Source organism: Bradyrhizobium nitroreducens (assembly GCF_002776695.1).
Classification (GTDB): Bacteria; Pseudomonadota; Alphaproteobacteria; order Rhizobiales; family Xanthobacteraceae; genus Bradyrhizobium; species Bradyrhizobium nitroreducens.
Map to the genome: position 1 here is coordinate 5,643,742 of NZ_LFJC01000003.1, position 6,295 is coordinate 5,650,036.

Here is a 6,295-nt window from a genome sequence, read left to right on the forward strand (position 1 = left end):
AGAAATCACCGGTGCGGATCGGGATAGGCAAGGCTACGCCAGCCGCTGCGGTCGAAGGGCTTCCACTGGCCCTCCTTCTGCGCAAGCCGGTCGGCCACGGCATAGACCGCGGCGGGGTGATGGCCCATGCCGCAATGGCTGCTCTCGATCTCGACGCTCTCGGTCTGCGCGCCGCTCTTCTCCACGCAGCCCTGCCAGGCGCAGACGCCGTCGGTGCGGCTGAAGATGGCGGTGGTCGGCACCGGAGGCGGCACGGCGAGCTCGCCGCCGAAGCGCGGATCGACCTGATCGGCCTTCTGCCCGCTCGCCCATTCATAGACGCGCCAGGCATTGGTGGAGCGCGGGTCGCCGGCAAAGGGGCTGCCGAGGGTGATCACCTGACGCACGCGCTCGGGCATCATCTTGGCGAGCTGGCGCGCGTAGAGGCCGCCGAGGCTCCAGCCAACCAGGCTGATCTTGCGGCCGTGCGTGTCGCTAAGCTCCTGGACCAGATCGACCATCGCATGCTGCACACCCGGACGCAGGCCGTAGTTACGGCCCTGGCGCCAGCCGCTCACCGCGTAGCCCTTGCCGGACAGGAAGCTGCGCAGCGCCCGCGTGGACGCGTCGGAGGCCACAAGGCCGGGCAGCACCAGCACCGGATGCCCATCGCCGCGCGGCGCCAGGCTCAGCAGCGGCAGCGCGCCGAGGAATGCGCCGAACTCGTGGATCGCGCGCCCTTCCAGAAACATCAGGGTACGGGACGGCGGACGCAGCGTCTGGGCAGTAGCGGTCATCAATGTTTCCCCTGGGAAGAAGGCGCCGGCTGCGATGCCGGCAATGGGCATGAATTCCAATACGCCGGCTTCTTGATCGTTCCGCAGCGCAACATGAATCAGCTAAGCGGCCGGTTCCCGACATTCAAGCGGGAGAGATGCGGGGCGACAATAGGCCCCCGCGTTAATGCTAACGGCCGTGACGCAAAAGTCACAGCAATCGGAGCAGGAATTCTACGGAGTAGAGCGCGAGCCCGGCCAGCCCGCCGATCAAGGAGCCGTTGAAGCGGATGTATTGCAGGTCGCGGCCGATGTTGATTTCGATCAGCGAAATCAACTGCGCCATGTCCCACGCCTTGACCTGGTCGGAGATGAAGATCGAAACGCCGCTCTTCTGGTCGGCGACGAAGCTGCGCAGCACCGTCACCAGCCCCTTGTTGATCTCGCCGCGCAGCTCGGCATCACCGGCGAGCGCTTCACCTGCGGAGACGAACATGCCGGCGAGATGATGCTGCAGCACCTGCGTCTCGCCGCTCGCGCTGCGCTCGATGAAGGAGCGCGTGTTGGCCCAGACCGTGCGGGCAAGATCTGCGAGCTCGGGCCGCGCCAGCAGATCGCGCTTCAGCCCGTCGATGCGGTCGATATAGGCCTGGTCGGTGCCGAGCCGATCGACGAAGCTCAGCACCATGCGATCGAACTCGCCGCGGAACGGGTGCTTGGGATCGCTGCGCACCTCGTTGAAGAAAGCGGTGGCGGAGGCGACGATCTTGTTCACCAGGAACTTATCGGCGCGGTAGAGCCTGAGCAGGGTCGGCAACTCCGCACGCACCTTCTCGCGGATCATCGCCATCGTCTCCGTCTGGTTCAGCGTCTCGTGCATCACGCGCAGGAGATCGTCGAACAGGATCTGGTGCCGCCCCTCCGCCACGAAGCCGCGCAGCGTGCCGGCCGCGAGCGGCGCCAGGTCGATCGCCTGAAGCTGCGAGGACATGCGGCGGATGATGAAGGTCATCAGGCCCGAGCTTTCCGTCGCCGAGACTGCCTCCGGCAGCAGGCGTAGCGCGAAGCGCGCGAGGTCATCGCTGCGCTTGCGGTCGCGCAGCCAGTCGGCGACGAAGGAGCCGAAATCGATCTCGTTCAGCTTGGCCTCGACGGGACCGGCCTCGAGGAAATGCACCTGGATGAACTCGCCGAGCTTGTCGGCGATACGGGCCTGATTGCCCTGGATGATCGCGGTGTGCGGGATCGGCAGGCCGAGCGGCCGCTTGAACAGCGCGACCACGGCATACCAGTCGGCGAGGCCGCCGATGGTCGCGGCCTCCGCGAAGGCCGCGATGAAGCCGAACACGGGGTGCACGGGCAGCAGCCATTTCGCAACGACGAACAGCAGAAGCGTCGCCGCCAGCACCAGCGTCGCCAGCGCCTTGACGCGGCGCAGCTCGGCCGCGCGCTCGGCATCGCCGGGGGTGTCGAAGGGGAAGGTGGCGGGTGGGGTCATGACGATTTTAGAATACGTCATTCCGGGGCGGTCCGCAGGACCGAACCCGGAATCTCGAGATTCCGGGTTCGATGCTTCGCATCGCCCCGGAATGACGGCAGAGGCGACGTGACAAAAACAAAAGGCCCGCCGAAGCGGGCCTCAAATTCAGTTTGTGCTCAGGCCGCCGGATCAGGCGGTCTTGTTGTAGACCTTGGCAAAGTTGTCCTGAGCGGACTTCGCACCGTTGGCGGCGAGCTTGCCGAGATAGTCGGTGGTCGCCTTGGCGCGCGAGACGAACGCCTCGCCGCGGGCACGGAGCAGACCCGACTGGATCTCAACGGCTTCGCTGAACGACTTGGCGGACGCGAGCTTGTCGATGCCCGAGAAGAACGCCTCGGCGTCTTCATAGATCGCCTGCTGGATGTTGCGGCTGATCTTGCCGGCTTCGGTGACGGACTCGGTCACCGCGTTCTCGACGGCGGCGGTCACGCGCTCGGAGCCAGCGAACACCTCGGCAGCACGGTCCTTGGCGGTGTTGGCAGACTTCTTGACGAATTCGCGGGCGGCCTCGGGAACTTCCAGATTCTGGATGTTCTTGAAAGCGTCTTTGAAGCCCTCGAAAGCGGTGTTGGTTTCGGTGGTCATGGGGTTCTCTCCATCCTCATTAGGTTGAGCTATGGGCTCACCCCGTCCTCGTTGGCCCGGGGCACGACCTATATGGCATAGTTAATGGTGCGATGCAACATTCGTATTGCACTGCAGTATCACGAATTCGTGAATAGCCTTAATGAGAGGCAATCTGCTGCCTTTCTGGCCCCTTGCCTACTGTGCATGGGGTTGAATTCGATTTTTTAGTGTTGGACGGCGCCCGGCAGCCCATAAGCCTCCATCTGGGCTTGGACCTGCGCGATGTTGTGGCCGAGCACGACGATGTCGTGGGTCTTGCCGTCGACGTCCCGGACATGGTCCCGCAGCAGCGCCTCGGCCTTGAAACCGAGGCTCTCGAACAGGGCGATCGCCGACTGCTGGTCGACCGTCATCTGGACCGAAAGCTTCTCGAGGCCGGCGCCGAGCGCGAGCGCGAAGGTTTCCTGTGACAACGCCCGCCCCACCCCCTTCCCGCGGACATCGAGCGAGACCACCATGCGGATCTCACCGACATGGGGCGACCAGGAGTGGGGATCACGCACCAGAGTGCCGCAGCCGACGACCTTGCCGTCCCTGACCGCGAGCAGGCTCGTGATCGCACCGCGCTCGATCTCCTTGACCCAGGCTGACAGCACCTTCGGCTCGCTGATATTGCGCGGCAGGAACAAGAGGTCGTGGGTCGGCAGCCCCTTGCCGAACGCGAGCACCGCGGCCTCGTCCGCAGGTGCCATCAGACGAATCTCGATATCGCCGGCCTCGGTCTTGACGTGACGCGGATAGGAACGCTGCTCGCTCATGTCGATCTCTTCCCCAGCCAGGAATCCAGTTTCGGCCACAGCCGCTTCACGGCATTGGCGCCCGCGACGAGCGAGACGTGACCGCCTTTCAGCATCACCTCTTCCTTGTCCGCAGATCCGATCTTCGCGATCAGGTGCTTGGCGGCCTCATACGGCACGATGTGGTCGTGCTCGGCCACCGCGTGCAGGATCGGCACCTTGATGTTCTCGAGCTTCGCCGCCCGGCCGCCCACCGACATGGTGTCGTTGAACAGCTTGTTGTCCCACATCAGGTCCTTGGTGATGGTGCGGAAATACTCGCCCGCGAGCGGCAGCGTATCGGTCGCCCAGCGGTCGAACATGCGGTAGGACTTCACGAACTCGTCGTTCCAGATGTTTTCCCAGAGCTGGATCTGGCTCACCGTGCGCGAGGCCGGGCGTAACATCTCGAACGAGGACAGGATCATCTCCGGCGGCACGTTGCCGACGCTGTCGACGAGATGGTCGACGTCGAAATAGCGACGGTCGGAGAAGTTCGAGAACAGCTTCATCTCGCGGAAGTCGATCGGCGTGGTGAAGCAGATCAGGTTCTTCATCGGCCCGTTCGCGTGGATCGAGCCATAGAGCAGCGATAGCACGCCGCCGAAGCAATAACCGATCACGGAGACTTCCTGCTCGCCGGAATCGGCCTGTACGCGGCGAACGCAATCCGGGATGAAGTCGAGGACGTAGTCCTCCATCCGCAGGCTCTTTTCCTCCGGCCGCGGCGCGCTCCAGTCGAGCATGTAGACGTCATAGCCGCGCTTGAGCAGGAACTCGATGAAGCTCTGGCCGGGGACGAGATCGAGAATGTAGCCGCGATTGGTGGTCGCCATCACGATCAGCACCGGCACGCGGTAGATCTCGTCCGACATCGGCCGGTAGTGATAGAGATTCATGGTGCCGCGCGAATGCAGCACGTCCTTGGGCGTCGAGCCGAGCGTCGGGCCTGAGGTCGAGAAATACTCGACACCCTTGATGCTGCGCTGGATGGCGCGCTGCACCTCGGACTGGATGCGCTCGGGGATGGATGCGAAATCGAGTCCTGGCGGCGCGTTCATGCCTGGTCTCCGCCCTCGGACGGCGGACGCTTGGTCCGCGGCGGCCGCGGCGTCCCGTCGGAGCCTTGCGAGATGCCGGAATTCGCCGCCATCTGGCTCAGCATCGACTTGATCTCGCCGATCTGGGCTTCGACGGACTGGAGCCGCTCGGCAAGACCCGTGACCTGCTCCCGGCTCGGCAGGTTCATCGAGACGAGATATTTCTCCATGAGCTCGCCGAGCTGCTTCTGAGCACCTGCAGCAACTCCGCCCGCGCGGTTCACCGCCTGTGAAAACTCGGGCGACGACATGGCCTGGTTGGCGAAAGAGTTGAACCCCTTCTCCATCTCGCCGACCATCTTCTGCCACATGGCAACGGGGTCATTGGTCTTGTCGGTCATCGGCGTCCTCCTGAAATCGAGAGCTGCGATGCCCTTCTTTTTCGCCATACCACACCGTTGCGCGGTGCCGGTCAACCGGCAGGTCGGCCAGTGCGGCGCACATGGCTTCTTTGCGGCGTGAAACCGTGCGATACACGACTGATCAAGAGCGAAGGGAATGCCCGTGACCACCCATCAGTCGCCCCAGACCGTCCGCGCCAACGGCATCGACATCTGCTACGAGATCTTTGGCAACGACAACGCCGAGCCGCTGCTGCTGATCATGGGGCTCGGGGCGCAGATGATCCACTGGGACGATGCGTTCTGCGAGCAGCTTGCCGCACGCGGCTTCCGCGTGATCCGCTTCGACAACCGCGACATCGGCAAGTCCAGCCATCTCACCGGCGGCAAGCGCCTGACGCCGCTCGAGCTCTTGAAGCTGCGCTTCCTCAGGATTCCGGTCGCGGCGACCTACAAGCTGATCGACATGGCGAAGGACACGGTCGGGCTGATGGATGCGCTCGGCATCAAGTCGGCGCATCTGGTCGGGGCGTCCATGGGCGGCATGATCGCGCAGGAGGTGACGCTGTCGTTTCCGCATCGTGTCCGCTCGCTGACATCGATCATGTCGACGACGGGTAATCCGCGCGTGCCGCCGCCGAGCCGCGAGGCCGCGGCGATGCTGATGGCACCACCGCCGCGCAGCAAGGAAGAGTTCATCCTACGTTACGGCCAGACCTGGAAAGTGTTGCGCGCCGGACATTTCCCGGAGGAGGAAGCGCTCGATCCTGAGCGCGCCGAGCGCGTGTTCGCGCGCGGGCTCAATCCGGCCGGCGTCGGCCGCCAGCTTCGCGCCGTGCTGGCCTCCGGCAGCCGCAAGGAGCGGCTGCACGCCGTGAAGGCTCCCACACTCGTCATCCACGGCACCGTCGATCCGCTGGTCCGCCCCGAAGGCGGTAAGGACACAGCGGCGTCAATTCCGAACGCAAGACTGTTGATGATCGAAGGCATGGGCCATGCGCTGCCGATGCGCTTCTGGCCGGAGATCATCGGCGCCATCGACAAGCACGCCCATGGCGCGGCGGCGCAGGCCGCCTAGTGTCCCGAATCTGAAGTTCGACGGACTCCAAATCGACTCGAACCTAGCGGAATCTCTCGATTTTGGGGAGGATCGGTT

Annotated in this window: 7 protein-coding genes; 1 reads left to right on the top strand and 6 read right to left on the bottom strand. The window is 64.3% G+C overall.

The genetic code is table 11. The features are described 5' to 3' along the window. Positions 1 to 5: 5 nt before the first annotated feature. The 6 genes from TSA1_RS27060 to TSA1_RS27085 form a co-directional block, all read right to left on the bottom strand. Entirely contained in the window at positions 6 to 776 is a 771-nt protein-coding gene (locus TSA1_RS27060) for an esterase/lipase family protein (protein WP_100181357.1), read from the bottom strand. Positions 777 to 966: 190 nt separating this feature from the next. Further along, positions 967 to 2,253 (bottom strand): DUF445 domain-containing protein, encoded by a 1,287-nt coding sequence (locus tag TSA1_RS27065; RefSeq protein WP_100179007.1) that lies wholly within the window; start codon positions 2,251 to 2,253, stop codon positions 967 to 969. A 171-nt stretch (positions 2,254 to 2,424) separates the two neighbouring features. Then, positions 2,425 to 2,880, bottom strand: a complete 456-nt coding sequence (locus TSA1_RS27070) for a phasin (protein ID WP_100179008.1) — start codon at positions 2,878 to 2,880, stop codon at positions 2,425 to 2,427. Between the two features lie 206 nt (positions 2,881 to 3,086). Further along, positions 3,087 to 3,680, bottom strand: a complete 594-nt coding sequence (locus TSA1_RS27075; RefSeq protein ID WP_174719096.1) for a GNAT family N-acetyltransferase — start codon at positions 3,678 to 3,680, stop codon at positions 3,087 to 3,089. Then, positions 3,677 to 4,759, bottom strand: coding sequence for a PHA/PHB synthase family protein (locus TSA1_RS27080; RefSeq protein WP_100179010.1), 1,083 nt, complete (start codon positions 4,757 to 4,759; stop codon positions 3,677 to 3,679). The genes TSA1_RS27075 and TSA1_RS27080 overlap by 4 nt, the downstream gene beginning before the upstream one ends. After that, entirely contained in the window at positions 4,756 to 5,139 is a 384-nt protein-coding gene (locus TSA1_RS27085; protein WP_100181358.1) for a hypothetical protein, read from the bottom strand. The genes TSA1_RS27080 and TSA1_RS27085 overlap by 4 nt, the downstream gene beginning before the upstream one ends. A gap of 157 nt (positions 5,140 to 5,296) precedes the next feature. Here TSA1_RS27085 and TSA1_RS27090 point away from each other — a divergent pair, with 157 nt between their 5' ends. Continuing rightward, positions 5,297 to 6,217, top strand: a complete 921-nt coding sequence (locus TSA1_RS27090) for an alpha/beta fold hydrolase (protein WP_174719097.1) — start codon at positions 5,297 to 5,299, stop codon at positions 6,215 to 6,217. The last annotated feature ends 78 nt before the right edge of the window (positions 6,218 to 6,295 follow it).

Excerpts from the sequence above, each read along its gene's own strand:
- TSA1_RS27060 (WP_100181357.1), bottom strand. The coding sequence starts at position 776 with ATGACCGCTACTGCCCAGACGCTGCGTCCGCCGTCCCGTACCCTGATG.
- TSA1_RS27065 (WP_100179007.1), bottom strand. The coding sequence starts at position 2,253 with ATGACCCCACCCGCCACCTTCCCCTTCGACACCCCCGGCGATGCCGAG.
- TSA1_RS27070 (WP_100179008.1), bottom strand. The coding sequence starts at position 2,880 with ATGACCACCGAAACCAACACCGCTTTCGAGGGCTTCAAAGACGCTTTC.
- TSA1_RS27075 (WP_174719096.1), bottom strand. The coding sequence starts at position 3,680 with ATGAGCGAGCAGCGTTCCTATCCGCGTCACGTCAAGACCGAGGCCGGC.
- TSA1_RS27080 (WP_100179010.1), bottom strand. The coding sequence starts at position 4,759 with ATGAACGCGCCGCCAGGACTCGATTTCGCATCCATCCCCGAGCGCATC.
- TSA1_RS27085 (WP_100181358.1), bottom strand. The coding sequence starts at position 5,139 with ATGACCGACAAGACCAATGACCCCGTTGCCATGTGGCAGAAGATGGTC.
- TSA1_RS27090 (WP_174719097.1), top strand. The coding sequence starts at position 5,297 with ATGCCCGTGACCACCCATCAGTCGCCCCAGACCGTCCGCGCCAACGGC.